The following is a 23,795-nucleotide window of genomic DNA, read 5'->3' on the forward strand; positions in this document are numbered from 1 at the left end:
GCTCGAAACCCTACGCGTCCTGGTCAACGACGTGCCACCGGCCACCGGTTCAGTGTCGATTCGGAGCGAACGGCCGCCCGGACAGGTCATTTCGCCGATAGGCGGGCCACGGATCGATGTGCGACGTTGTGGCTCATGCACCGTCGTCTCTGGACAGTGGCCCTGCTCATCGTTCCCTTTCTCTACGCCACGCCGGCCGCCGCGGCCGTGACCCCGGTTGCCCGGATCAACTTCCAGCCCGCGTCGTCGACCGTGCCGAGTGGATACACCGCGGACACCGGGGCGGCCTTCACCGCCGCCCGCGGCTCCGGCTGGGTGGTGTCCGGCAGCCAGACCCCGCTCGATCTGACCCGCAACACCCGCGACCGCGCCCGCTCCGGCGTGGACGCCCGGCTCAACACCCTCATCCACCTCCAGTACGGCGACGTCGGCGGCTCGAACGGCGTGCTCACCGCGGGCGCCTGGGAGTACGCGGTGCCGGCCGGGACGTATCAGGTGACGGTGTCGGCCGGTGACCAGGCGCCGTACGACAGCAGCCACACCGTGCGGGTCGAGGGCGCCGCCGCGATCACCGGGTTCGGGTCCGCGGCCGGTGCCGAGTTCCAGCAGGCCACCGTCACCGTTCCGGTCAGCGACGGCCGGCTCACCGTGGACGCCGTGGGCGGCCGCAACACCAAGCTCAACTACCTGACCATCGACCGGATCACCGCCGACCCGCCGCCGTTCGCACTGAAGGTCGACTTCTCCGACGCGGCGAGCGCGCCGGCCTCGGGATACGTCCGCGACTCCGGCGGGGCGTACACGGCCGGGAGCGGCTATGGCTGGGTCGACCTGGGCGAGGGCACGCCGGTCGACCTCACCGGCAACGGCCGCAACCGCAACCCGGCCGCCGGGCAGAGTGACCCGCGGCTGGCCACCTTCGTGCACGCGCAGCTGCCGGCCGGGTCGGCGGGCGTAGCCACGCCGGGTGCCTGGGAGGCGGCGGTCCCCAGCGGAACGTATGCGGTGACCGTCGCGGTCGGTGACGCCGGCACGGCCGTGAACAGCGTGCACTGGGTCAACGTGGAGGACCAGAACGCGATCGCCGAGTTCCGGCCCACGTCGGCGACGAAGTTCGCCACCGCCACGCGGGTGGTCCGGGTGACCGACGGCCGGCTCACGCTCAGCCCGGCCGGGGGCACCAACACCAAGTTCGCGTACGTGGACATCGCCAGCGTCGCGGATGCCGGCGGCCGGCCCGCCGTGCGGCTCAGTTCGCCGGCCAACCTGGCCACCGGGGTCGCCGTCACCACCAGCGTGGTGGAGGACCTGATCCTGCCGAACGGCGGTGTGGCGGCCGCGTCGCTCACCGCGGCGAGCGTGCGCCTGACCCGTCTGGCGGACGGCTCCGCGGTGCCGGCCACCACGATCACCAGCGGCGGCGGTGACGTGGTCAACCTGTCGCCGACCGCGCCGCTGGCCGCGAACACCGCCTACCGGTTCACCCTCACCGAGGCGGTCACCGACGTGACCGGCCGGCCGTTCCTGCCGTACTCAATCGTCTTCACCACCGGCAGCGACGGCGGCACCGGCGGGCCGGGCGGGTTCGACAAGACCGTGGGCGTGGCCACCGGCGCGTCGTTCACCACGGTCGTCGTCGGGCCGGACGGCCGTCTCTACGCCGGCACCCTGGACGGCTGGATCCACCGCTTCCCGATCAACCCGGACGGCACGCTCGGCGCGGCCACGGTGATCGGCACGGTGCGGGCGAACGCGCAGGCCCTCGGGCTGCCCGGCGCGCCGGCCCGCACGATCATCGGGATGGCGTTCGACCCGGCGTCCACCGCGGCCGCGCCGATCCTCTGGGTCACCGACAACTACGAGTACGTGGGGCCGCTGAACGTGCCGGACTGGTCCGGCCGGGTCGGCCGGCTGACCGGCGCCGGGCTGTCCACGTACACCTCGGTGATTGTGGGTCTGCCTCGCTCGGTCAAGGACCACGAGACCAACTCGCTGGCGTTCGGCCCGGACGGCGCCGTCTATCTGAGCCAGGGCGCCAACAACGCGATGGGCGCCGCCGACTCGACCTGGGGCAACCGCCCGGAACGCCTGCTCAGCGCCGCGATCCTGCGGCTCGACCCGGCCCGGCTGCCGGCCACCCTGCCGCTGAACGCGCAGACCGAGGCGGGCGGCGGCTACGACCCGTACGCGACCGGGGCGCCGCTGACCCTGTACGCGACCGGCGTGCGCAACGCGTACGACCTGGTCTGGCACCGCAACGGCCACCTGTACGCGCCGACCAACGGCTCGGCGGCCGGCGGCAACACCCCGGCCACCCCCGCCACGCTGCCCGCGGCGTGCGCCCGGCGCGGCTACACCGGGCCGTCGGTGCCGGCGCTGACCAGCGTGCCGACCGCCGAGACCGACTACGTGTTCGACGTCAAACCCGGCCGGTACTACGGGCACCCGAACCCGCTGCGCTGCGAGTGGGTGCTCGCCGGTGGCAACCCGACCGCCGGAACGGACCCGTTCGAGGTGCCCGCCTACCCGGTGGGCGTCGCGCCCGATCCGCACTACGATCTAGCCGGCACCTACGACGCGGGCCTGCACGCCTCCGCCAACGGCGCCATCGAATACTCCGGCGGCGCACTCGACGGCAAGCTGCTGGTGGTCCGCTACTCCAACGGCCAGGACATCGAGACCTTCGACGTGTCGCCGACCGGCGCACTGTCCAACCGCACCACCGGCCGCACCGGCCTGACCGGATTCAGCCAGCCCCTCGACGTGACCCAGGACCTGACCACCGGCAACCTGTACGTGACCGAACTGGGCGCCGGCCGGATCACGCTCCTGCGACCGCGGCCCTGAGACCCTCCGCACTCAACGGTTCGCGGCCAGCCACCGCACCGCGAAGTCGACCGCGTCGCGCTGCCGCATGAGCCGGGAGGTGGACGCGCCGACCGAGCCGATCGTCACCGCGCCGGTCTCCTCGAACGCGGCGCCCAGTTCCTCGAACCCGTCCGCGTCCGCGACCACCTCGGTCCAGGTGGTCCACTGCCCGCCGCCGCCCGGCCGGCGGACGGTCGAGCCGGTGGTGTGCGTCGGCGGGCTCGGCTGGCGGGACTCGGCGAGGTGCAGCGACGTGTTGCCGTCGTGGCCGCAGCCGAGCAACAGGATCTGCCCGTCCAGCCGGTAGACGGCGCCCAGCGGCGACCGCTCGCCCAGCCCGTCGGTCAGGTCCTGCTCGCCGGTGATCTCGGCGGCCAGTGGGCCCACCGCGGCGAACGACACCTGCGGATGGTTGCTGCGCAGCGCGCCCGGCCAGGTGCGCACGAGTTCGGCGAGGCGGCCCATCCAGCGGCTGGCCGGGGTGCGCGCCGGATCGAAGCCGGGCGAGTCGTGCCGGATCGGCTCCCACCACGACTGCGGCACCGGCGGGTTGGACCAGGCGGCCGGGTCGGAGACCTCCGGCGTGTGGGTCGGCACCACCACGGTGCCGGCCGCCTCGAGCAGGGCCTCGACCACCGCCTGCGGCCCGCCGAGCACGTCACCGAGGCTGCGGTACGACGCGTGCACCAGCAGCACCCCGCCCGGCGCGACGCCGAGCGCGCGCAGCTCGGCCGTCAGCGAGGCGACCGTCGCGTAGGTGCTCATCGGGCGAACGCCAGGCGGGCACCGAGGCCGAGCAGCGCGGCCCCGGTGACCGCGTGCACCGCACGGCGCGCCGCCGGCCGGGCGAACAGCCGGCGCATGGCGGCGATCAGGTTGGCCACCGTGCAGAACCAGAGCAGCGTGATGCCCACCGCGATCGAGGCCAGCACCAGCGTGTCCACCGCCCGCGGGTGCTGCGGCAGGAACTGCGGCAGCAGCGCCACGAAGAAGACGGCCGCCTTCGGGTTGAGCAGGTTGCACCACAGCCCGTCCCGGAACGCCTGCCAGGCCGTGCCGTGCTCGCCGAGGGCCACCTCCGCGGTCTCGTCGCGGTGCCGGGCGGCGAGCAGCGCCCGCACGCCCAGGTAGGCGAGGTACCCGGCGCCCGCGTACCGGATGACCGTGAGCAGACCGGGGACCGCCGTCATCGCGGCCACCAGCCCCACCGCGGCGGCCAGCGCCCACCCGAAGATGCCGGTGGCCACCCCGGCGGCCGCGGCCATGCCGGCCCGCCGGCCGGACACCGCGGCGCGGCGCACCACCACCGCGAAATCCGGGCCCGGCGAGAGCGCCCCGAGCAGCACGATCCCGGCCAGGCCCAGCATCTGCCCCGTTGTCATCGCTTGACACTAGTTGGCGACCATAAGTTACCGCGCGGTAAATTCTCCGGATGAGCAGTACGCACGAGGTCCTCAACCAGGCTCCGCCGCTGGTCGACCACGACGTGGCGGCCGATGCCGCGCTGCTGGCCGGCGCCGTCCGGGAGGGCGCCGGGTGGGCGGTGGGCGATCTGCACCGGCTCGGCAAGCTGGCCGGCACCGCCGAGCCGCAGCGCTGGGCCGACGAGGCCAACCGGTTCGAGCCGCGGCTGGTCACCCACGACCGGTACGGGCATCGGATCGACGAGGTGGAGTTCCACCCGTCCTGGCACCGGCTCATGACGGTGGCGGTGAGCGAGGGGCTGGCCGGGGCGGCGTGGGCCGGCGACCGGCCGGGCGCGCACGTGGCCCGGGCGGCCGGGCTCTACGTCTGGTCGCAGGTCGAAGCCGGTCACTCCTGCCCGATCTCGATGACGTACGCCGTGATCCCGGCCCTGCGCCACCATCCCGGCCTGTCCGCCGCGTACGAGCCGTTGCTCACCAGCCGGGAGTACGACCCGGGGCTGCGCACCCCGGCCACCAAGCGCGGTCTGCTCGCCGGCATGGGCATGACCGAGAAGCAGGGCGGCTCGGACGTCCGCGCCAACACCACCACGGCGACGGACGCCGGCGACGGCACCTGGCGGTTGCGCGGGCACAAGTGGTTCACCAGCGCGCCCATGTGTGACCTGTTCCTGGTGCTCGCCCAGGCGCCCGCGGGGCTGTCGTGCTTCCTGGTGCCACGAGTGCTGCCGGACGGCACCCGCAACCCGTTCCGGATCCAGCGCCTCAAGGACAAGCTGGGCAACCGCAGCAACGCCAGCAGTGAGCCCGAGTTCGACGACACCGTGGGCTGGCTGGTCGGCGGCGAGGGGCAGGGCGTCCGCACGATCATGGAGATGGTCGCGATGACCCGGCTGGACTGTGTGACCGGGTCGGCGTCCGGCATGCGGGCCGCCCTCGTCCAGGCCGTCCACCACTGCCGGCACCGCCGCGCGTTCGGCCGCCTGCTGGCCGACCAGCCGGCCATGCGCAACGTGCTCGCCGATCTGGCCCTGGAGTCCGAGGCGGCCACGGTGCTGGCGCTGCGGCTGGCCGGCGCGGCCGACCGGGGCGAGACAGCGTTCGCCCGGCTGGCCGTGGCGGCCGGCAAGTTCTGGGTGTGCAAGCGGCAGCCGGTCGTGGTCGGCGAGGCGCTCGAGTGCCTCGGCGGCAACGGCTACGTCGAGGAGTCCGGCCTGCCCCGGCTGTACCGGGACGCGCCGCTCAACTCGATCTGGGAGGGCGCCGGCAACGTGCAGGCCCTGGACGTGCTGCGTACCCTGAGCCGCGAGCCGGACAGCCTGGACGCGCTGCTGGCCGAGGCGGCCGCGGCGGCCGGCGCCGACCACCGGCTGGACACCGCGGTGGCCGGGCTCAAGGCCCAGCTCACCGCGACCGCCGACCCCGGGCAGGCCCGCCGGGTGGTGGAGCGGATGGCGCTGGTGGTGCAGGGCGCGCTGCTGGTGCGGCACGCGCCGCCCGAGGTGGCCGACGCGTTCTGCGCCAGCCGGCTGGCCGGCGACCACGGGCACACCTTCGGCACGCTCCCGGCCGGGGCCGACACCGCGGCGATCGTGGAGCGGGCCGCACCCGGTTAGCAACGAAGCGTTCCTCAGGCCGCCCCCACCGCGGACGATTCGCTGGACGTGCGGGCGTGGCTGTGGTGGATGACGGTGGGGACGCTGGTGAGCGTCGCCTACCTGTGCGTCCCCTCGGAGACCGTCGCCTCCACCGTGGTCTACAACGGCCTGGGCCTGGCCTCGTTCGTGGTCATCCTGCTCGCGGTCCGGCACAACCGGCCGGCGAACCCGCGCGCCTGGTACCTCTTCGCGGCCGGTGTGCTCACGTATGTGGCCGCCGACGTGGTCTACGAGGTGGCCGGCCTGGTCCTCGGTCATCACCCGTACCCGTATTGGGACGACGCGCTCTACTTCGCGGCGTACCCCCTGCTCTTTGTGGGTTTGCTCCGAGCCGCACGCGGCACCAAGCCCGCCCGCAGCGACCTGGCCGGCGTCATCGACGCCGCGGTGATCGCGGTCGCGGTCGGGCTGGTCTACTGGGTCTTCGTGATCGAGCCGACGCTCGGCGACGCGGGCACCCCGATGTTCGAGCGCCTGGTCACGATCGGCTACCCGACCTGTGACGTGCTGATGTGCGCGGTGGTCACCCGGATGCTGACGCGCGGCAACGCCGGGAACCCCGGCATGCTGCTGCTGATCGCCGGCACCGGCCTCAACCTGGTGTGCGACATCGTCTGGAGTCTCAGCATGTCGTTCAACAGCTACGGCGGCGGCGTCATCAACGCCCTGTTCCTGATGGTGTACGTGTGCTGGACCGGTGCGTCATTGCACCCGGCGATGCGGTCCGGCGGGATCCGCGAGCGCGCGGACGGCAGCGGGATATTCGGCCGGGGCCGGCTGGCGATGCTGGCGGCGAGCACGCTGCTGGTGCCCGGCGTGCTGATCGTCCAGGGCGTCCGCGACGACGACATCAACTGGGCCGCCATCGGTATCGGCGCGATCGCGCTGTTCCTGCTGGTCCTGGCCCGACTGGCCGGCTTCGTCGGCCGGGTGCAGGAACAGGCCGGACGGCTCGAGAACCTGGCCATGCGCGACGACCTGACCGGGTTGCCGAACCGGCGCCGGTTCGAGGAGCGGCTCGCCGCGGCGGTGGCGACCGGCTCGCCGCAGGTCTGCCTGCTCGACCTCAACGGCTTCAAGCTGGTCAACGACCGGCTCGGGCACACTCTCGGCGACCGGCTGCTGGTCGCGGTGGCCGAGCGCCTGTCCGCCGCCATGCGCGACGTCGACGTGGTGGCCCGGATGGGCGGCGACGAGTTCGCCGTGCTGGTGCCGGACGCCGCGCCGGCCGAGGGCGACGCGATCGTGAACCGGCTGGCCGCGGCGCTGCGCGAGCCGGTCGAGGTGGGCGGCCACGAGCTGCTGGTGGCCGCGAGCATCGGCATCGCGGACGCCACCGGCACCGGCGACCCGGTCGAGGTGCTGCGCCGCGCCGACGTGGCCATGTACGCGGCCAAGGCGAGCACCGGCCGGCACCACCGCCGCTACTCCCCCGAGCTCGACGACCAGGCCGGCGAGGAGGCCCGGCTCGGCGTGGAGATGCGGATGGGCCTGGACACCGGACAGTTCCGGATGGTCTACCAGCCGATCGTCGGCCTGCCCACCGGGCGGATGCTGTACGTGGAGTCGCTGGTCCGCTGGCAGCACCCGGAGCGTGGCTTCGTGAGCCCGGCCGACTTCATCCCGGTCGCCGAGCAGAACGGCCTCATCGTCGAGCTCGGCGAGTGGATCCTGCGGACCGCGTGCGCCCAGTTCGTCGCGTGGACCGCCGAACATGGCGCGGACGCACCGTTGCGGATCAGCGTGAACGTGTCGGCCCGGCAGCTGGCCGAGCCCGGCTTCGCCGAGGTGGTCGCGGACGCGCTGGCCGCCACCGGTATGCCCCCCGAGGACCTGATCGTCGAGGTCACCGAGACCGCGGTGTTCGGCGGCGGGGTGGCGGTCCAGGCGGTCCAGGACATCAAGGCATTGGGCGTTCGCATCGCGCTCGACGACTTCGGCACCGGGCACTCGTCGCTGGGGCTGTTGCAGACCGTGCCGGTGGACGTGCTCAAGGTGGACAAGTCGTTCGTCGACAACGTGACCATGGCGGGCCGGCATGCGGTCATCGCCACGGCGCTCATCCAGGTCAGCAACGGGCTGGGCCTGACCGCGGTGGCGGAGGGCGTGGAGACCGCGGAGCAGGCGGCCGAACTGCACCGGCTCGGCTACCAGCTGGCGCAGGGCTACCACTTCGGCAGGCCGGTGGCCGAGCCCGACTTCCGAGGGGCGGCGCTGACCGCACGGTAGGGTCTGCGGCCGTGGCACTCGGCTCCGACTTCCGGCGGCTCTGGGCCGCGTACGCGATCAGTGAGGCCGGCACCGGCCTGGCCTTCGGCGCGATCCCGCTGGTCGCGGTGCTGGTGCTGCGGGTACCCGAGTTCCAGGTCTCGTTGCTGGCGGCGCTCGGCGGCCTGGCCGCGGCCGCGCTGGCCCTGCCGGCCGGCCCGTGGATCGAGTTCCGCCGCAAGCGCCCGGTGCTGATCGGCGCCGATCTCCTGCGGGCGGCGGCGCTGCTCAGCGTTCCGATCGCGGCGGCCACCGGGATGTTGAGCTATGCCCAGCTGTGCGTGGTCGCGGTCGGCCAGGCGATCGGCGGCATCCTGTTCGCCAGTGCCGGCGGCGCCCACCTCAAGGCGCTGGTGTCGCCGGCCGACCGGGCCACCGCGACCGGCCGGTTCGAGGCGACGTTCTGGACCGCGTACAGCGTCGGCCCGCCGCTCGGCGGCGCGCTCACGTCCTGGCTGGGCGTGTGGTGGACGATCGCGGCCGACGCGACGACCTTCGTACTGTCCGCGCTCGGCGTCCGCAGCATCCGGCGCCCCGAGCCACCGCCGCCGGCCCGGGCCGCGGAATCCCGGCGGCTGGCCGACATCGCGGCAGGCTGGCGGTACATCGCGGCGCACCCCGGCCTGCGCGCGCTGTTCGTCAACTCGCAGATCTTCGGCGCCGCGATGATGGCCGCGTCGCCGCTGCTCACCGTCCTGATGCTGGGCGAACTGGGCTTTCCGGCGTGGCAGTACGGCCTGGCCTGGGGGCTGCCCTGCCTGGGCGGCGTGCTGGGCGCGCTGGCCCTGGCCCCGCTCAACCGCCGCTTCGGCGAGCGCCGGGTGCTGCTGGCCGCCGGCGTCGGGCGGGCGCTGTGGCTGCCGCTGCTCGCGGTGATGCCGGCCGGCGTTCCGGGCCTGCTGCTGGTGATCGCGGTCGAGTTCCTGGCCCTGTTCGGCTCCGGCGTGTTCAATCCCGCGTTCGCCACCTACCGGATGACCGCCACCGAGGACGGCGTGCTGGCCCGGGTGATCGCCTGCTGGCAGATCAGCTCCCGCACCTGCCAGCCGGTCGGCATCGCCCTGGGCGGCGCGCTGGCCGCCCTGACGAGCGTGCGCCTGGCGCTGCTGGTCTGCGGCCTGATCGTGCTGGCCAGCGCGCTGTTCCTGCCGTGGCGCCGCACCCAGGCGCCAGCCGCAACCACCACCTCCGGAGGACCGCCGTGTTCCGCCTCCTCGCCGGCACCGTCGACCCGTTCCAGGACGGCGACGAGCTGACCGGCCCGCCCCGCACGGTCGGCGCCTACCTGCGTCGCGAGCTGCACCCGTTCCGGTGGGTGGTGGCGGCGAGTCTCACGCTCGCTGCGATCGCCGCCGGCCTCGAGGTTTGGCTGATCTGGTACGCGGGACGCCTGGTCGACATCCTCGGCGCCGCCACGCCGTCGACGTTCTGGGCCGCGCACCGGTGGGAACTGCTCGGCGCCGCGGCCCTGGTGCTGATCGCCCGGCCGGTCGCGCACCTGCTGCGCGAGGCGCTCGACGACCTCGCGCTGCGGCCGAACTCGCTGACCATGGCGACCTGGCGCGCGCACCGGCACGTGTCCCGGCAGCCGGTCGGCTGGTTCCGCCGCGAGCTGACCGGCCGGGTCGCGACCTGGGTCCGCGAGGGCGGCTCGGCGGCGACGAACTGCCTCTACAACACCGTGCACGCGCTCGCCTTCATCGTCGCGTACGTGCTCGGATCGGCCTGGCTGATGGCCGCCACCGACCCCCGCCTGCTGCTGCCGCTGGGGGTCTGGCTGGCCTGCTACGCGGGCCTGATGTGGTACGTGATCCCGCGCTACCGGACGGCGTCGGCCGCCCAGCAGGAGGCCGGGTCCGACCTGACCGGCCTGCTGGTCGACGCGTACGCCAACGTGGACACCCTGGCGCTGCTGGCCGACCGCGCCGGCGAGACGAGCACCGCCCGCCGGGTCTTCGCCGCCGCGCGCGACGCCCACCTCCGCGTCCAGCGCCTCGAGGTCACCATGAACGCCGCGATGATGGCCCTGAGCGGCGTCCTGCTGGCCGGCCTGGTCGGCTTCGGCATCGTGCTGTGGCAGTCCGGCGCCGCCCCGCTCGGCCTGGTGGCGGCCGCGCTGGCGCTGAGCTTCCGGGTCACGTCCCTGGCCGAGTGGCTGATGGACGCGGTGTCGGCCCTGTTCGGCGCGGTCGGCACCCTCCGCCGCTCGCTGTCCACGATCGCCGAGCCGCTGACCGTGGCCGACCGTCCCGGTGCACCGGACCTGACGGTGACCGGCGGCGCGATCACCTTCACCGAGGTCAGCCACCACTACGGCGGCGCCGCCGGCGGCCTGGACCGGCTCACCCTGCGCATCGCCGCCGGCGAGCGGGTCGGCATCGTGGGCCGCTCCGGCGCCGGCAAGTCCACCCTGGTCAACCTGCTGCTGCGCGGCTACGACCCGGAGGACGGCACGATCGAGATCGACGGCCAGGACATCACCGCGGTCACCCAGGAAAGCCTGCACCGCCGGATCGCCATGGTCACCCAGGAGGCCACGCTGCTGCACCGCTCGGTCCGCGAAAACATCGGCCCCGGCAACGTGGAGCCCGCGGCCCGGGCCGCCGCGGCCGACGGCTTCATCGCCGGACTCCGCGACGCCGACGGCCGGACCGGCTACGAAGCCCGCGTCGGCGAGCGCGGCGTCCGCCTCTCCGGCGGCCAGCGCCAGCGGATAGCCCTGGCCCGCGCCCTGCACCGCGACGCACCCATCCTGATCCTGGACGAGGCCACGTCGGCGCTGGACTCCGAGGTGGAGGCGGTGATCCAGGAGTCCCTGGACCGGGTCATGGTGGGCCGCACCGTCCTGGCGATAGCCCACCGCCTGGCCACGATCGCCCGAATGGACCGCATCGTGGTGCTGGACCAGGGCCGGGTGGTAGCCGAGGGCACCCACCAGGAACTCCTCAACCAGCAGGGCCTCTACGCCACGCTGTGGGCCCACCAGTCCGGCGGCTTCCTCGGCGCCTAGCCAGCTCGCGGCGGCATTGCCGCGACCCGGACAGTCGCCGCGATCGACAACATCGCGTAGCTGGCTAAGCCATGGTCACGACTACCTTGCCGCGGGCTCGGCCCTCGCCCACATATGCCATTGCGGCCGGCACCTCGGCGAGCGGGAAGGTGCGGTCGATGTGGATCTGCAGGTCGCCGGTTGTGCACAGGTCGGCCACCGGGGTGAAGTGGGCCGGGCCCTGTTTGACCGCGAGCACGCCCAGCGAGCGTCCGGTGGCGCGGCCGGCCAGCGCGCCCACGGTCAGCACGCGCAGCAGGGAGCGCACGGTGCCGCCGACGCAGCGGTACCGGCCGCCGGGTGCCAGCGCCCTGCGGTAGGCGAACACGGAGCGGTGTGCGACCAGGTCAAGGACCAGATCATAGGGCCCGGTACGGGTGAAGTCCTGGCTCCGGTAATCGAGCACCCGGTCGGCGCCGACCGCGCGCATGAAGTCGAGTTTGCTCGCGTTGTCGACACCGGTCACGTGCGCGCCGGTGCGCTTGGCCAACTGGATCGCGAAGGAGCCCGAGCCGCCGCCCGCACCGTTGATCAGGATCCGCCGGCCGCCGGTGATGCCCTGGTGGGCGATCACGCCGGCCTGCGGGATCGTGGCGGCCTGGGCGAAGGTCAGCGCCTCGGGCTTGGCCGCCAGCACCGTCGCGGGCGCGGTCGCGTACTCGGCGAAGCCGCCCTTGATCTGGAGGTTGTCGCCATAGACCGGGTCGCCGGGGCGGAAACCGGTGACGCCCGGGCCGACCGCCTCGACGACGCCGGCGATGTCCGATCCGAGCACCCGGGCGGCCGGCCGGCGGAGCCCGCCGATCCGGGCATACAGCGGCGAGCCGGTCAGGCACTCCCAGTCACTCAGGTTGATCGAGGTGGCCGCGATCCGGACCAGCACCTGCCCGGGGCCGGGGGCGGGCCGGGGGACGTCCTCGATCCGCAGCACGTCCGGTGGCCCGTACCGGTCGTAGACGACTGCTCGCACGGCAGCCAGGGTAACGGTGCGCCGCCTCTTTGGAGTGGGTGACCGTGACGGGTGCCTGGTGATCCTGATGTCGTTGTCGGGTGACCAGCATCGCGGTGTCCCTGAGCGCCGGGGTCGCCGCGGTGATGTGGGGAGCGTCGGACTTCATCGCGGGCATCCTGGCCCGGCGGCTGCCGGCGACGGCCGTGCTGATCTGGTCGAAGGTCTTCGGCATGGCTCCGGCGGCCCTGGTGCTGGTGGCCTGCGGCGTGCCGTCGATGAGCGGGGGGCGCCTGGCGCTCGCGGCCGCCGCCGGCCTCGTCGGGCTGCCCGCGATGGGCCTGCTCTACCGCGCCATGCGGGACGGCTCGCTGACGGTCGTGGCGCCGGTCGCCGCGGCCGCCGCGCTGGTACCGGTCGGCTGGGGCCTGATCCAGGGCGAGCGGTTCGGGCCGGCCGGCGCGATCGGGGTCGCGGTGGCGCTGATCGGTGTCACGCTGGCCAGCTGGCCGGTCGGCGGGGGCGAGCACCGGCGGGCCCGGCCGGCGACGATGCTGTGCGCCCTCGGCGCGGCGCTCGGGCTCGGCGTCTACTTCGTGCTCCTGCACGAGGCGAGTCACACCGACCCGTACCAGGTAGCCGCGGTGGTGCGGCTCTTCGGCGGCGCCGGGGCGATGCTCCTCGCGGGTGGGCTCCGGCCGCGCCCGCTTCCCGCCACGGTCGGCCCGGCGCTCGCGATGTGCGGGGTCGGGGCCCTCGACGCCGCCGGGGACGGCGCCTTCGTGTTCGCCGCCCACGACGGACCGCTCGGGCCGGCGGCGCTGCTGGCCTCCATGTACCCGGCGGTCACCGTGCTGCTGAACCAGTCGGTGCTGCGCGAGCGGATGCACGCCGTGCACCTGTGCGGCGTGCTGGCGACCCTGCTCGCCGTGGCCTGTCTCGCGGGTTGAGGGAAGGTCCGTTGTTAACGATAACAATCTTGAAGCGCTGACGACCTGCTCCGCCCCGTTTTCGGGAGCTTGCAACCGCGCTGACACGCGCCCGAAACCTTGACAGGGCCGATGTTAACCTTCACAGTTGGCCACTAGCTGAACAGTGGCTGCCGGCCCCTGACGGACGGCACCGACGTTTCATTCGATGACGCCTCCCCGCGCCCCGGCCAGCAGTGACGGCCGCGTTACCAGGCCGGTGAAGACAGCGTCAGCACGTGCACGGGCCGGTCCCCGGCCGGCGGCGCCACACACCCCCCAAGGCGCAGTCCCCAAGAAAGGAACCCCGATGCTCGTGAACCACCGATGGAAGGCGGCGCGGCGGTTGCTCACCGCGGTCAGCGCGGTCGTGCTCGCGTCCACCCTGGGCGCGGCCGTACCCGCCTCGCCCGCGCTCGCGGCACCCGGGCCGTCGTTCACCAACCCGCTCGTCGGCACGCCCAACAGCGCCGACCCGTCGATCGTCTACACCAACGGCAACTGGTACTACCTCGCCACCACGTGGTCGTCGCGGATCATCATGCGGCAGTCGTCCACGCTGGCCGGACTGAAGACGGCGGCCGAGCGGACGATCTTCACCCTGGCCGCCGGGCCCGGCTGCTGCACGATGTGGGCACCGGACATCCAGTGGATCAACAATCGCTGGTACGTGTACTTCTCCGCGGACCCGTCGCCGGGTCAGGGCCAGCGCCGCACCGGCGTGCTGGAGAGCAACGGCACCGATCCGCTCGGGCCGTACACGTACCGCGGAATCTTGAACCTGGAGCCCAACGGCGGGTGGGCGATCGACGGCAGCGTGGTCCGGTTCAACGGCTGGCCCAACCACTTCGTCTACTCCGCGTTCCGGGGCGGCGAGCAGGGCCTGTTCATCGCCCCGATGTCCTCGCCGATCCAGGTGTCGCGCAACGGCAACCGCATCTCGTCGCCGACGCTGTCCTGGGAACGGCAGGGCGGTGCCGTCAACGAGGGCCCGTTCGCTGTCTACAACGGCGGCCGGACCTACCTGACCTACTCGGCGAGCCACTGCAACGGTCCCGACTACAAGCTCGGCACGCTGACCTGGACCGGCGGCGACCCGATGCTGGCCAGCTCGTGGACCAAGCGCTCGCAGCCCATCTTCCAGCGCAGTGACGCCAACGGCGTCTACGGCCCCGGCCACGCGTCGTTCAGCACCTCGCCGGACGGCTCCGAGACGTGGATCATCTACCACGCCAACTCGTCCGCCAGCCAGGGCTGCGGCACCACCCGCACCACCCGGGCGCAGAAGATCGGCTGGAACTCCGACGGCACGCCCAACCCGGGCGTACCGGTGCGCACCGGCACCTCGATCGCCGGCCCGTCCGGCGACTCGTAAGCCATCCTCACCGTCACGCTGGGACGCCTCCCCCCAAGGCGTCCCAGCGTGACCCGGCGGCGTCGCCCGGGTGGCTGATCACGGTGCGGTGACTTTCGTTGGCCGCGCCGCCGCTGTTTGCCGCTCTCGCCTCCGCCCGCCGCGTTCTGATCGCCGGTGCGGGTGGCGGATTCGACATCTACGCGGGGCTGCCGCTCGCCTTCGCGCTGCGGCAGAACGGCGTCGACATACACCTGGCCAGCTATCATTTTTGGATTCCCCGAATGCGCCGACGCGTCTGCGATGACCCGCATAGCCCTATTCGCCGCGGTACCCAGATCTACCGCCTGAACAGAAATCCGCAAGCAGGTGCGATCCCCGTGCTCGGCCGAGCGTTTCCCCACTCCAACCGTCTGCAACCCCGCGTTCTCCCCTTGCTTTTGTCAACTAGATCCTGTCAAGCCTTTCGGCGTTCTCGCTGCTTGCGGCGACGGTGTTTGACCCAGCCCGCTGCCAGCATCGAGGTAGTGGTGGCTGTGCCACGTAACACGGACGGACGTCGATCGTTGATCGGGGATGCGACTCTGGAACTGGGTCAAGGATCACCGCACGCAGAGCATCATCGGCCTGGTGGCGCTTCTGGTGGCGGTGCTTGCGCTGGCGCGGGACGTCATCGGATTTCAGATCATCGATCCTGTTCCGCATACGACCGCCGCCATCACTCAGGGGCCTTCGGCGGAAACGGTCCGGCGGGGGCCGGCGGAGCTGCGGATGATCGGTGGGGACCCGAACGTCGTCGAGACCGAGGTGGACCTTGACTCGGCGGCGGCCAACTGGGGGGTCAACGGCTGCGCCTTGAAGTGTGACCTCAACTTCCGCGGGAGTCCGAACGGGATCGAGGAGGCGTACGGGCAGATGGCCGAGGCGCCGGCCGACTGGGAATCGTGCCGGTCGACCACCGCGTACGGGTTCACGTTGTCGCCGCGGAAAGCCGCGGTGGGCGCGCAGATGTGCGTGCTGACCGACGAGGGCCGGCACGCGGGGCTGGTCGTCAAGGAGGTGCGCAAGAGCGACCGGGACCACGTCGAGTCGATCACTTTCGAGGTGACGGTCTGGGAGCGGTGAGGCGGATCTCCTGGTAGGCGCGCAGGACGAAGGTCGGGCGCTGCACCGGTTCCGTGGCCAGGGCCAGGTGCGGGGCGTAATCGAGCAGGGCGTCCAGGGCGGACTGGAGTTCCAGGCGGGCCAGCGGTGCGCCCAGGCAGAAGTGCAGGCCGGCGCCGAAGCCCAGGTGCGGGTTGGGGTGGCGGGCCACGTCGAAGGTGTCGGGAGCCGTGAACACGGCCGGGTCGCGGTTGGCGGCGCCCAGCAGGGCGGCTATCTCGGCCCCCGCGGGGATGGTCACGCCCGCTATCCGCACGGGAGCGGCGGCGGTCCGGGCGAACAGGTGCAGGGGCGGGTCGTAGCGGATCATCTCCTCGGCCGCGCTGGCGATCAGGGAACGGTCGGCGCGCAGGCGGGCCAGCTCCGCGGGGTGGCGCAGCAGCGCGACCACGCCGCCGCCCAGCGCGTTCACCGAAGCCTCGTGGCCGGCGTTCAGCAGCAGGATCGCCGAGGCGACCAGCTCGTCGGCGGACAGCCGGTCGGTGCCGTCGCGGACCGCGACCAGGTGGCTGATCAGGTCGTCCTCCGGTTCGGCGGTCCGGCGGGCGGCCAGCGCGCTCAGGTAGTCGGCGAATTCGCGGCAGGCGGACAGCGCCGACTCCTCGGCCGCGGGACTCGGCTGCACCTCGTACATCCGCACGATGGCTGCCGACCACGGCCGTAAGCGATGCCGGTCGGCCGGCGGCACGCCCAGCAGTTCGGCGATCACGGTCACGGCCAGCGGCTCCGCAAAATCCACGAGGAGGTCGAACGATGCGCCGGCCGCGGACAGCAGGCGGCGGCACTCGGCCGTGACGGCGGGGCGCAGGCGTTCGACGTGGCCGCGGGCGAAGGCGCGGGCCACCAGCGACCGCAGCCTGGTGTGCGCAGGCGGCTCGTTCTCCATCATCTGGTTGCGGTGCAGGAGGTTGAACGGCTGCCAGCGCTCGGCCGGCTCGCGGTCCTGCCAGAACCGGCCCAGGCCCCGGTCGCGGAGCACCGCACCGGCCGCGGCGTGACTGGCCGCCAGCCAGCGGCCGGTGGGTTCGTGCCAGCTCACCTCGGCTTTCGCGCGCAGGCCGGCGAGGGCGGGGTAGGGGTCACGGAGGAAGGACGGGTCGGTGAAATCCAGATCCACCGACCTAGTCTGAACGACCATGGGCGACCGGCGGGCATGGCTGGCGGTGGCCGATGGTCGGCGCGCAGTTTGCCGGGCGGGTGGTGGGGGACCGGCTGGTGGACCGGTTCGGGCAGCGGGCTGTTGCGCGCGCCGGTGGGCTGGTCGCGGCCGGTGGGATGGGGCTCGCGCTGGCATTTCCAGGTGCGCGCCGGGCTGCTGGGTGTTCCGGTCGCGGGGCTGCTGATCGTGCTGCTGTCAGGGGTCCTGCGGGGCCGGTGCGAAGCGCGGCCACCAGCCGGGCACCGCGCGGCGGTACTCCGCATACTCCGCGCCGAACCGGGCGGCCAGCCGCGGCTCCTCGTACAGCTTCACGAACGCGACCATCGCGGCGCCGGCCACCACGGCGTACCAGGTCAGCGCCCAGCTTCCCAGCAGCAGAGTCTGACCCACGATGGCCAGCACCACCGCCACGTACATGGGATTGCGCACGAAGCGGTAGGGACCGCCGACCACCAGGTGTTCCGTCTCGGCGACCGGCGCCGGTGTGCCCGCGCCCTCCGCCACGAAGCGCACGAAGGCAGGCACGATCACCAGCAGTCCAAGAACCACCAAAACCCCGCCGAGCAGGCGTACGGGCATCGGCAGCACCACGTCGGCCCGCCAGCCGGTCAGCGCCCACGGCAGCAGGCCCGCGACGGTGCCGGGAGCGAGCGCGAAGAACAGCCCGCTCCCCCACGCCGCCGCCGGCCTTCTCACGTCAGGACCCGCTCACATCAGGCCGCGGATCACGTCCATCGACCGGAGACGTTCGGCACTGGAGGATCCGAGCAGGTCGTCCGGGATGATCAGTTCGTCCAGGCCGATTTCGCGGTAGCGGGCGATGTCCTCGGCGAGGCGGGCCGGGGAGCCGCCGATCAGCGGGCGCGCGCCCTGGTCCGGGATGTCGTCGGTCAGGGTGGTCATGGCCTGGGCGGTGCGCTCGATCGACTTCGGGGAGCGGCCCAGGTCGGCGCAGTGCTGGTCGATCAGGGCGGACTTGCGGGCGATCAGGTCGGGGTCGCCCCAGGCGTTCCAGATGTCGGCGTACTCGGCCACCACCCGCAGCATGCGCTTCTCGCCCTTGGCCCCGATCAGGATGGGCAGCGGGTCCTGCACCGGCTTGGGTTCGCAGACCGCGTCCGTCACCCGGTAGTAGGAGCCGTGGAACGTCGTCCGCGGCGACCGCAGCAGGCCGTGCAGGACCTGCAGCGCCTCGATGAACCGGTCGACCCGGGTGCGCAGCGGGCCCAGCTCGAGCCCGTACTGCTCATGCTCGTTGATCTGCCAGCCGGCGCCGACGCCCAGCACGAAGCGGCCGTCGGTGATGTGGTCGACGGTGGCCGCCATGTTGGCCAGGACCGCCGGATGGCGGTAGGTGATGCCGTAGACCAGCGTGCCGATCCGCACCCGCGGGACCACCGCGCCGAGGGCGGCGATCACCGAGCCGCACTCGAGCAGCGGCTCGGTGTCGTCCTCGCCGGGGTCGACGTTGGGCATGAAGTGGTCGGCGAGGTAGACACCGTCCCAGCCGGTGTCGGCGGCGTGCCGGGACATGTCGAGGATCTCGCGGTAGGGACGCTCGATGCCGGGCCAGATCGAAAGGCGCATGGCCGCAGCCTACGGCCGGCGACGGGCGATCGGTGTCCGCGCGTGTCACTCTTGGCTTATGTCTGACGCGAGCTCCGCGCGACCGCGCGGCGAGAGTTTCGAGTACGCGGGCGCCACCGTGGAACTCGTCGACGCCGAGACGGTGCTGGCCGCGGCCCGGGTCAACCAGGTCGACCTGCTCCGCCGCACCACCTGGCCGGCCCCGGTGCAGCGGGTCGACCTGCGGGTGTCCAGCGCCGACCGGGCAGACGGGCCGGTGCACGTGTTCGCCGCCTCGATCAGCACCGCCGACGAGCCGCTGTCCAAGGAGCGGATCCGGCGGCTGGTCCTCGGCCACGACCCGGTCGGGCTGCTGCTGGCGAAACGGATCGAGGCGGGTGATCCGATCGCCACCCGGATAGTCGACGGCATGGGGGCCGCGGCCGTCGCCGCGTACCGCAAACTGGGTTTGGACCGGCCCACCCAGCCGGCGGCGGGCCGACCACCCGCCACCATCGCCGATGCCGTCGTCGGCCTGCAGGCCAGCGTGACCTACGACGAGACCGGGACCACCGTGCGGGTCGGCGCCGAGGTGCCGCGCGACGACGTGACCGCCGCGCACCTGCAGGCTTTCGTGGGCCTGACCCTGCAGGCCGTGCTCGAACTGACCGGGCCGGACGCGCTCACCGGGCGCCGCATCGTGGTGAGCCGCGACGCGCAGCCGCCGCGCACGCCGGCCACCACCCAGACGGTCACCCTCGACATGGTGGGCGGGCTGGCCGACGTGGTCGCCGAACTGCGGCAGATCGCGGTCTCGTTCCGGCATCCGGAGGCGATGGCGCGGTGGGGCGCGCGCCGGCCGCAGGGCATTTTGATGTACGGGCCGCCCGGCACCGGCAAGACCATGCTCTCCCGGGCGCTGGCCAACGAGATCGGCGCCGACTTCCGCGAGATCCGCACGCCGGAGATCCTCGACAAGTGGCTCGGCGGCTCCGAGCGCAACATCAAGCAGATCTTCCGGGACGCCCGCCGCTACCGCACGCCGACGCTCATGCTGTTCGACGAGTTCGACTCGATCATCAGCTACGCCGGTGCCGGCGGCGACGCGGCCAGCCAGGCGATCAACGCGGTGGCCGGCATCTTCAAGCAGGAGATGAACGACCTGATCGAGGCCAACCCGAACGTGCTGGTGGTGGCCACCACCAACTTCCCGCACCGGGTCGACGACTCGCTGATCCGCTCGGGCCGCTTCGACGTGAAGCTGAGCATCCCGAAACCGGACGACACGAGCCGCACCGCGATCTTCCGCAAGATGATCGCCGCCCTGATCGCGGCGCACGAGCAGCCCGGGTTCCGGATGTTCGCGGAGGACCTCGACCTGGGTGAGCTGGGCCGGGTCAGCGTGGGCATGACCGGGGCGGACATCAAGGAGGTGCTGCGGCGGGTGCAGCTGGCCAAGGCCATGCAGGAGGCCCGGACCGGCGGGGCGGTGGACCCGATCTCGCAGGCCGACCTGCTGGCCAGCGTGCGGGAGTTGTTGGGTCCCCGCCCCGCGGTCTAGGTCACGAGAGCGTGATCGCGTCCAGTTCGGCGTAACCGGTGCCGCCCGCGTAGCCTGGTGCGCCCTTGGCCAGCCGGATCATGTTCCAGCCGGCGTTCAGGTTGACCGAGACGTTCACCGACGCGCCGAATGCGCCCCAGGTGCCGGTGTTCGGGTAGGTCACGGTCGACCAGCCGCCGCCGTTGTAGGCGAGGCCGTGCGTGGCGTTCGCGCCGGTGGCGTTCGCGTAGCCGATGTTCATCGTGTAGGCGCGGGTCTGCGGCACGTTGACCAGGAAGTCGACGAACGCGTTGCTGCGCATGTCGCCGGTGCCGTCGATCTGGCCCACGAAGTGCCCGTTGGACGCCGACGACGAGGCGAACCGGTTGGCGTTCACGACCGTGGCGTTCTCCGCCTCGTACCGCTGCTGCCAGGTGGCCGCGCCGCTGGCCGGCGTGATGAGCAGCTGGTAGGCCGCCCACGCGTCCATGTTGTTGACCGGCACGCTGATGCTGCCGCCGGACACCGTGTAGGTGGCCGACGAGACCTGGACCGGCGCGCTCTGGTTGGTGTGCCGGCCGGTGGTGTTGGTCCGGGACAGGGTCACCCGCACCGAGGAGCCGAGAGCACCAAGACCATTGACCCGTACGGTGTTGTTGCCGCTGTCGCCGCCAAGCACGACGTTCACGAAACGCCGGGTGGAGTCGTACGACGCGACGCCCTCGAGCCAGGAGCCGGGAATGGTCTGCACGATGTTGCCGGACTGGTCGCCGTACCACTTGTAGGCCCAGTAGGACGCGGTCGGCTGGTTGTTGTGCAGCAGGCCGTTGAGCGTGCCCGCCTCGTACCAGTAGGCCCGCTCGGCGGACCGGATGCCGTGCCGCTCGAACACCGCCATGTAGTGCACCGCGACGCTCGGGATGTCGACCTGGCTCGGCGACGCGTACTCGTTGATCGAGATGGGCCGCGGCGAGATGCCCAGCGACTGCTCGATGGCGCGGTAGTCGGCCACGTGCGCCGCGACGTCGAGGTAGCGGTCGTTCTCCAGCTCGTGCCACACGATCATGTCCGGCACGGTGTTGGTGTTCTTGGCGTTGGTCAGGAACTCGACCATCCAGTTGTGGTTGTAGACGGAGTGGCTCGGGCCGACGATCGGGGTCACCGTGTCCAACGACCTGATCAATCGATGCGTACGGGTCCAGCCCGCGGTGAACGCTCCGGCCGCCGCGGTGTTCCAGGTCCAGTCCGGCTCGTTCCAGAGTTCCCAGCCGTCGACGTTGGTGGCCCCGGTGGCGTTCAGCCGGGCCTGCACCATGGTGCGCACCTTGGACTCCCAGTCCGCCCAGCTGACCCAGCGGTAGGGGAAGTTCGGGTAGATGTCCGGCATCCGGAAGAACTGCTGCGCGCCGCCGCTGGTCGCCTTGCCGGCCACCTGGAGGCCGTCGCAGCACGGCTGGGTGGCGCCGTTGCCGAGTTGCTGCCCGCCGGGCGGCGGCTGGGTCAGGTGGTTGAGCCGCAGCGGGTAGATCTGGGACAGCGGCGGGTTGTTGCCGGTGTTGATGGCGTAGAGGCCGCCGGACGCCACATGGGTGACCGGCCGGACCACGGTGCCGACGTTGACGGTGAGCGTGTTGCCGGCTGCCTCGGCCATCCGCGGGAGAACGGTGACCAGCACGGCGAGGACGGAGACGGTCGCCACGGAGGCGACGATTCTTCGGGTACGCACGGGGATCCTTCGGGGACGGGGAAGGAAAACGTTTGCCGAAGACGTTAGAAGTGGCACAGGCGGGTGTCAATCCGTCGATGGAAACAAAGAAGGCGACCGCCCCAGCGGTCGCCTTCTTTGCCTGCGAGGTGTCAGCAGCCGTTGCGGGAGGCGCTCACCTGCACGTCGTCGTACCAGAGGGTGTCCAGACCGCCGCCGTAGCTCTCCCAGCCCAGCTTCAGGTCGGCGAGCTTCGGCCGGTAGGTCTTGTTGAGCCACTGGCCGTCGATGTCGTGGGTCGGTACGCCGTCCTGGAGCAGGCCGGGCACCGAGGTGCCGTTCAGCCAGGTCTCCATGGTGCCGTTCCGGCCATCGATCTTGAACTCGACGCAGTTCCAGGAGTTCACCGGCAGCGGAGCCGACTGCGCCACGCCGTTCGGGCTCTGCTCCGGCAGGGTGGCGTCGTCCGAGGCCCGGTTGAACTGCAGGGCGCTGTTCTGGCCGCCGAACCGCAGGTCCTTGTTGCCGTCGTTGGTGTCCTGCATGGCCACCGTGGTGATGTGCGCGACCGGCAGCGCGGTGGTGTGCCGCACCCAGTAGCGGATGTACCAGACGTCGGTGGTGCCGGCGAACAGCGAGGTGTTCTTCACGAAGACGTGGTTGCAGTAGCCCTCGCCGCCGTTGACCCGCAGCGACGCGGTGCCGGAGTGCACGACCGAGCGGTCGATGGCCGCGGTGCCGGTGCCGGAGCAGTCCGGGAACGTGAGCGCCCAGTTGCCGGACGGGGCGTCACCGGCCTGGGTCTCGAAGCCGTCGCAGTTGGCGCCGGCGCCGCACGCGACCGGCTGCACGGTCGGGCCGGTGGTCGGCGGCGTGGTCGGGCCGGTGGTCGGCGGCGTCGTCGGGCCGGTGGTCGGCGGCGTGGTCGGGCCGGTGGTCGGCGGCGTCGTCGGGCCGGTGGTCGGGGGCGTGGTCGGGCCGGTGGTGGGTGGCGTGGTCGGGCTGGTGGTCGGCGGCGTGGTCGCGTCCGGGCTGCACGAGACCCCGTTGAACGCGAAGTCGGTGGGCTTCGCGTTGCTGCCGGAGTAGGTGCCCTGGAAGCCGAACGAGGCCGACGCGCCGGTGCCGAGGCTGCCGTTCCAGCCGATCGAGGCGGCGCTGACCGCGTTGCCGGCCTGGGTGACGGTGGCGTTCCAGGCGTTCGTGACGGCCTGGTTGCCGGCGTACGTCCAGGACAGCGTCCAGGAGGACACCGGTGCACCGTTGTTGGTGACCTTGACGTCGGCCGTGAACCCGGAAGACCACTGGTTGAGGGTGTAGTCCACGGTGCAGGCCGATGCCGCGGTCGCGGCCGGGGCGGTGGCCACCAGCAGGCCGGCACCGGCCACGACGGCCGCCGCAACCACGGCGAGATTTCGATGACGCATGTGAGCTCCAGTCGGGGACGGGGGATGGGAGCGCTCCCATACATCGATGACTGTAGTTACCTGAGCGCTCGCTGAAAAGCTAGGGGGCAGCTGAGAGTCCGGCAAAACTGGCCAGACGGTCAGTCCACACACGACCGAAGGACGCCGGACACCGGGATTCGCGGTCATGACTTGTCCGAATCGGCGGATGCGCAAGTGCCGATCCACACGATTAGGTGATTGTCGTCCGCGCCCGCTGAAGGGATGGTCCCGGTGACGAACGCTGTGATTTACGTGCAGGCGGACAGGTTCCACGCCAACGCCGCACGCTGCCTGGACTACTGTTCCACGATGCGCTACCAGGTGGCCGGCCTGGTCTGCGGCGACTGGGCCGCCGCCGTCCGAATGGTCGACAACGGCCTGGCGGCCGTCATCGTGGTCCCGTCACTGACCGACCAGGACCCGGCAACGCAGCCGCGCATCGAGGTCGCCCCAAAACGCACGAACCGCCGCCGCCCGACCCGCCGCCCCCGCAACGCGTCCCGCCTCGCGGCCCGCTGACCCAACCACGCCCGACGTCGCCCACACCCGGGTCGCCCACACCCGGGTCGCCCACACCCTGCGCCGCCGCCCGGCACCGCCGCACCCCGCACCGCCCGGCACCGCCGCACCCCGCACCGCCCGGCACCGCCGCACCCCGCACCGCCCGGCACCGCC

General features: G+C 72.3%; 18 protein-coding genes. 10 read left to right on the top strand and 8 right to left on the bottom strand.

Features of this window, described 5'->3' with window-relative positions; translation table 11 throughout:
• Window positions 1-135: 135 nt before the first annotated feature.
• Window positions 136-2,847 (top strand): PQQ-dependent sugar dehydrogenase, encoded by a 2,712-nt coding sequence (locus tag Ari01nite_RS11280; RefSeq protein ID WP_203781112.1) that lies wholly within the window; start codon window positions 136-138, stop codon window positions 2,845-2,847.
• A 12-nt stretch (window positions 2,848-2,859) separates the two neighbouring features.
• Here the strand turns inward: Ari01nite_RS11280 and Ari01nite_RS11285 are convergent, their stop codons facing one another.
• Together Ari01nite_RS11285 and Ari01nite_RS11290 are read right to left on the bottom strand one after the other, a co-directional pair.
• Window positions 2,860-3,633, bottom strand: coding sequence for an AAC(3) family N-acetyltransferase (locus Ari01nite_RS11285; RefSeq protein ID WP_203781113.1), 774 nt, complete (start codon window positions 3,631-3,633; stop codon window positions 2,860-2,862).
• Complete coding sequence (locus tag Ari01nite_RS11290; RefSeq protein WP_203781114.1) at window positions 3,630-4,250, bottom strand: LysE family translocator; 621 nt, start codon at window positions 4,248-4,250, stop codon at window positions 3,630-3,632. The genes Ari01nite_RS11285 and Ari01nite_RS11290 overlap by 4 nt, the downstream gene beginning before the upstream one ends.
• Before the next feature lie 50 nt (window positions 4,251-4,300).
• Between Ari01nite_RS11290 and Ari01nite_RS11295 the strand changes: the two genes are divergently transcribed.
• From Ari01nite_RS11295 to Ari01nite_RS11310, 4 genes are all read left to right on the top strand, one after another.
• Window positions 4,301-5,908, top strand: coding sequence for an acyl-CoA dehydrogenase family protein (locus tag Ari01nite_RS11295; RefSeq protein ID WP_203781115.1), 1,608 nt, complete (start codon window positions 4,301-4,303; stop codon window positions 5,906-5,908).
• A gap of 69 nt (window positions 5,909-5,977) precedes the next feature.
• The gene (locus Ari01nite_RS11300) at window positions 5,978-8,179 is read left to right on the top strand and encodes a putative bifunctional diguanylate cyclase/phosphodiesterase (protein WP_203781116.1); all 2,202 of its coding nucleotides are present in this window, start codon (window positions 5,978-5,980) and stop codon (window positions 8,177-8,179) included.
• Between the two features lie 11 nt (window positions 8,180-8,190).
• On the top strand, window positions 8,191-9,474 hold the full coding sequence (locus Ari01nite_RS11305; protein WP_203781117.1) for an MFS transporter: 1,284 nt from the start codon (window positions 8,191-8,193) through the stop codon (window positions 9,472-9,474).
• On the top strand, window positions 9,420-11,228 hold the full coding sequence (locus Ari01nite_RS11310; RefSeq protein ID WP_239162657.1) for an ABC transporter ATP-binding protein: 1,809 nt from the start codon (window positions 9,420-9,422) through the stop codon (window positions 11,226-11,228). Before Ari01nite_RS11305 ends, Ari01nite_RS11310 begins: the two co-directional genes overlap by 55 nt.
• A gap of 64 nt (window positions 11,229-11,292) precedes the next feature.
• Here the strand turns inward: Ari01nite_RS11310 and Ari01nite_RS11315 are convergent, their stop codons facing one another.
• A complete protein-coding gene (locus tag Ari01nite_RS11315; RefSeq protein ID WP_203781118.1) occupies window positions 11,293-12,237 on the bottom strand; it encodes an NAD(P)-dependent alcohol dehydrogenase in 945 nt (314 codons plus the stop codon).
• An 80-nt stretch (window positions 12,238-12,317) separates the two neighbouring features.
• Here Ari01nite_RS11315 and Ari01nite_RS11320 point away from each other — a divergent pair, with 80 nt between their 5' ends.
• The 3 genes from Ari01nite_RS11320 (at window position 12,318) to Ari01nite_RS11330 (ending at window position 15,663) form a co-directional block, all read left to right on the top strand.
• Window positions 12,318-13,166 (top strand): EamA family transporter, encoded by an 849-nt coding sequence (locus Ari01nite_RS11320; RefSeq protein ID WP_239162658.1) that lies wholly within the window; start codon window positions 12,318-12,320, stop codon window positions 13,164-13,166.
• 328 nt (window positions 13,167-13,494) lie between these two features.
• Complete coding sequence (locus Ari01nite_RS11325) at window positions 13,495-14,559, top strand: glycoside hydrolase family 43 protein (protein WP_203781119.1); 1,065 nt, start codon at window positions 13,495-13,497, stop codon at window positions 14,557-14,559.
• Between the two features lie 555 nt (window positions 14,560-15,114).
• A complete protein-coding gene (locus Ari01nite_RS11330; RefSeq protein WP_203781120.1) occupies window positions 15,115-15,663 on the top strand; it encodes a hypothetical protein in 549 nt (182 codons plus the stop codon).
• Here Ari01nite_RS11330 and Ari01nite_RS11335 read toward each other — a convergent pair.
• From Ari01nite_RS11335 to Ari01nite_RS11345, 3 genes are all read right to left on the bottom strand, one after another.
• The gene (locus Ari01nite_RS11335) at window positions 15,632-16,819 is read right to left on the bottom strand and encodes a cytochrome P450 (protein ID WP_203781121.1); all 1,188 of its coding nucleotides are present in this window, start codon (window positions 16,817-16,819) and stop codon (window positions 15,632-15,634) included. The genes Ari01nite_RS11330 and Ari01nite_RS11335 overlap by 32 nt on opposite strands.
• A 237-nt stretch (window positions 16,820-17,056) precedes the next feature.
• Window positions 17,057-17,557 carry a methyltransferase family protein gene (locus Ari01nite_RS11340; protein ID WP_203781122.1) on the bottom strand — a complete coding sequence of 167 codons (501 nt, stop codon included), beginning with the start codon at window positions 17,555-17,557 and terminating at the stop codon, window positions 17,057-17,059.
• Window positions 17,558-17,569: 12 nt separating this feature from the next.
• Complete coding sequence (locus tag Ari01nite_RS11345) at window positions 17,570-18,448, bottom strand: LLM class flavin-dependent oxidoreductase (RefSeq protein WP_203781123.1); 879 nt, start codon at window positions 18,446-18,448, stop codon at window positions 17,570-17,572.
• A 58-nt stretch (window positions 18,449-18,506) separates the two neighbouring features.
• Between Ari01nite_RS11345 and Ari01nite_RS11350 the strand changes: the two genes are divergently transcribed.
• A complete protein-coding gene (locus tag Ari01nite_RS11350; protein WP_203781124.1) occupies window positions 18,507-19,988 on the top strand; it encodes an ATP-binding protein in 1,482 nt (493 codons plus the stop codon).
• Window position 19,989: 1 nt separating this feature from the next.
• On the opposite strand, the gene Ari01nite_RS11355 is transcribed toward Ari01nite_RS11350, so the two are convergent.
• Both Ari01nite_RS11355 and Ari01nite_RS11360 read right to left on the bottom strand, forming a co-directional pair.
• Complete coding sequence (locus Ari01nite_RS11355) at window positions 19,990-21,693, bottom strand: carbohydrate-binding protein (protein ID WP_239162659.1); 1,704 nt, start codon at window positions 21,691-21,693, stop codon at window positions 19,990-19,992.
• 131 nt (window positions 21,694-21,824) lie between these two features.
• Window positions 21,825-23,099 (bottom strand): cellulose-binding domain-containing protein, encoded by a 1,275-nt coding sequence (locus Ari01nite_RS11360; RefSeq protein WP_203781125.1) that lies wholly within the window; start codon window positions 23,097-23,099, stop codon window positions 21,825-21,827.
• A gap of 252 nt (window positions 23,100-23,351) precedes the next feature.
• Here Ari01nite_RS11360 and Ari01nite_RS11365 point away from each other — a divergent pair, with 252 nt between their 5' ends.
• Entirely contained in the window at window positions 23,352-23,639 is a 288-nt protein-coding gene (locus tag Ari01nite_RS11365; RefSeq protein WP_203781126.1) for a hypothetical protein, read from the top strand.
• Window positions 23,640-23,795: the final 156 nt, after the last annotated feature.

Source organism: Paractinoplanes rishiriensis (assembly GCF_016862375.1).
Classification (GTDB): domain Bacteria; phylum Actinomycetota; class Actinomycetes; order Mycobacteriales; family Micromonosporaceae; genus Actinoplanes; species Actinoplanes rishiriensis.

Excerpts from the sequence above, each read along its gene's own strand:
- Ari01nite_RS11350 (WP_203781124.1), top strand. The coding sequence starts at position 18,507 with ATGTCTGACGCGAGCTCCGCGCGACCGCGCGGCGAGAGTTTCGAGTAC.
- Ari01nite_RS11325 (WP_203781119.1), top strand. The coding sequence starts at position 13,495 with ATGCTCGTGAACCACCGATGGAAGGCGGCGCGGCGGTTGCTCACCGCG.
- Ari01nite_RS11300 (WP_203781116.1), top strand. The coding sequence starts at position 5,978 with ATGACGGTGGGGACGCTGGTGAGCGTCGCCTACCTGTGCGTCCCCTCG.
- Ari01nite_RS11290 (WP_203781114.1), bottom strand. The coding sequence starts at position 4,250 with ATGACAACGGGGCAGATGCTGGGCCTGGCCGGGATCGTGCTGCTCGGG.
- Ari01nite_RS11330 (WP_203781120.1), top strand. The coding sequence starts at position 15,115 with ATGCGACTCTGGAACTGGGTCAAGGATCACCGCACGCAGAGCATCATC.
- Ari01nite_RS11280 (WP_203781112.1), top strand. The coding sequence starts at position 136 with ATGCACCGTCGTCTCTGGACAGTGGCCCTGCTCATCGTTCCCTTTCTC.
- Ari01nite_RS11285 (WP_203781113.1), bottom strand. The coding sequence starts at position 3,633 with ATGAGCACCTACGCGACGGTCGCCTCGCTGACGGCCGAGCTGCGCGCG.
- Ari01nite_RS11360 (WP_203781125.1), bottom strand. The coding sequence starts at position 23,099 with ATGCGTCATCGAAATCTCGCCGTGGTTGCGGCGGCCGTCGTGGCCGGT.
- Ari01nite_RS11295 (WP_203781115.1), top strand. The coding sequence starts at position 4,301 with ATGAGCAGTACGCACGAGGTCCTCAACCAGGCTCCGCCGCTGGTCGAC.
- Ari01nite_RS11345 (WP_203781123.1), bottom strand. The coding sequence starts at position 18,448 with ATGCGCCTTTCGATCTGGCCCGGCATCGAGCGTCCCTACCGCGAGATC.